At 62.1% G+C, this 1,647-nt stretch carries 2 protein-coding genes; one reads left to right on the top strand and one right to left on the bottom strand.

Going from position 1 to position 1,647, the window contains the following annotated elements; genetic code table 11:
- A partial coding sequence (locus VDP82_RS17880) for an enolase C-terminal domain-like protein (protein ID WP_323016165.1) occupies positions 1-1,019 on the top strand: 1,019 nt, incomplete at its 5' end.
- 110 nt (positions 1,020-1,129) lie between these two features.
- Here VDP82_RS17880 and VDP82_RS17875 read toward each other — a convergent pair.
- A partial coding sequence (locus VDP82_RS17875) for an aminopeptidase (RefSeq protein ID WP_323016164.1) occupies positions 1,130-1,647 on the bottom strand: 518 nt, incomplete at its 5' end.

Genomic DNA, 1,647 nt, shown 5'->3' with positions numbered 1-1,647 from the left:
CCTTCTGGCGGCATGGGACCGGCGACAGTCAGTTGCGCTGGATCGGCCCCGACACGGGCGCCATGCACCTGGCCACCGGCGCCGTGGTCAATGCGGTCTGGGATTTATGGGCCAAGATTGCCGGCAAGCCGGTGTGGCAGCTGGTGGCCGAGATGAGCCCCGAGCAGCTCGTCTCCATCATAGATTTCCGTTATTTGACCGACGCCATCACCCCGGAGGAAGCGCTGGAGATCTTCCGCCGCGCCCTGCCCGAGAAAGAGCAGCGCATCGCCACCCTCAAGGCCGAGGGCTACCAGTGCTACACCACCTCGGCAGGTTGGCTAGGCTATTCCAACGACAAGCTGAGGCGACTGGCGAGCGAGGCGGTCGAGGCCGGCTTCAGCCATATCAAGATGAAAGTGGGACGCGATCTCGACGACGATATCCGCCGGCTCGAGATCGTCCGCGAAATCATGGGGCCGGACCGCTATCTGATGATCGACGCCAACCAGGTCTGGGAGGTGGGCGAGGCCATCGATTGGGTGAAGGCACTGAGCCGCTTCAATCCCTATTTCATCGAGGAGCCGACCAGTCCTGATGATGTTTCGGGCCACCGCGCCATTCGCCAGGCCATTGCGCCCATCAAGGTGGCGACCGGCGAGATGTGCCAGAACCGGATCCTGTTCAAGCAGTTCATCAAGGACGGCGCCATCGATATCGTCCAGATCGATGCCTGCCGCATCGGCGGGCTCAACGAGGTGCTGGCGGTGCTGGTGATGGCGGCCAAATATGGCCTGCCGGTCTGGCCCCATGCCGGCGGCGTGGGGCTGTGCGAATATGTCCAGCACCTCTCCATGATCGATTATCTGGTGGTCTCGGGCACCAAGGACGGGCGGGTGATCGAATATGTCGACCATTTGCACGAACATTTCATCGAGCCCTGCGAGATCAGGAACGCGGCCTACATGCCGCCGAAACTGCCGGGCTTTTCTATCCAGATGAAGCCCGAGAGCATTCGGGAGAATGAGTTCCGGGGGTAGGGAGGGTCAGTCTTGTTCTGAACCTTCCCCATAAGCGGTGTCATTCCGGCGCAGGCCGGAATGACCCGGTGATAGGAAAGGGGCCGGAGTTTCCGCCGGCCCCTTCTATTTCAGACCGGGTTCGCCCACTCGCCGCCGCGCATCACCGGCTCGGTGCTGCCGTCGGCATGCACGCCGTCGATGTCGATCTTGTCCGAGCCGATCATCCAGTCGATATGGATGTTGGAGCTGTTCCCGCCGCGCTCTGCGATCTGGGCCGGGGTGAGGCTCTTGCCGTCCACGAAGCAATCGGCATAGCACTGGCCCTGCGCGATGTGGCAGGAGGCGTTCTCGTCATAAAGCGTGTTGAAGAACAGGATGCCCGAGGCCGAGATAGGCGAGGAATGGGGCACCAACGCCACTTCGCCCAGATGCCGGCCGCCTTCGTCGGTGTCGAGCACCTTGTTGAAGAGGTCCTGGTTTTTCGAGGCCTTGAATTCGACCAGCCGGCCACCCTCGAAACGCGCCTGCATATCCTCGATCAGCGCGCCATTGTGGCTGAGCGGCTTGGTGCCGGCGACATAGCCGTCCACCCGCAGCTTGTGCGGCGTGGTGAAGACTTCCTCGGTGGGAATATTGGGATTGCAGG

It is taken from the genome of Devosia sp., from assembly GCF_034675085.1.
Lineage (GTDB): Bacteria > Pseudomonadota > Alphaproteobacteria > Rhizobiales > Devosiaceae > Devosia.
Note: the sequence above shows the minus strand (reverse complement) of the source record. Positions and strands in the feature narration are given on the sequence as shown.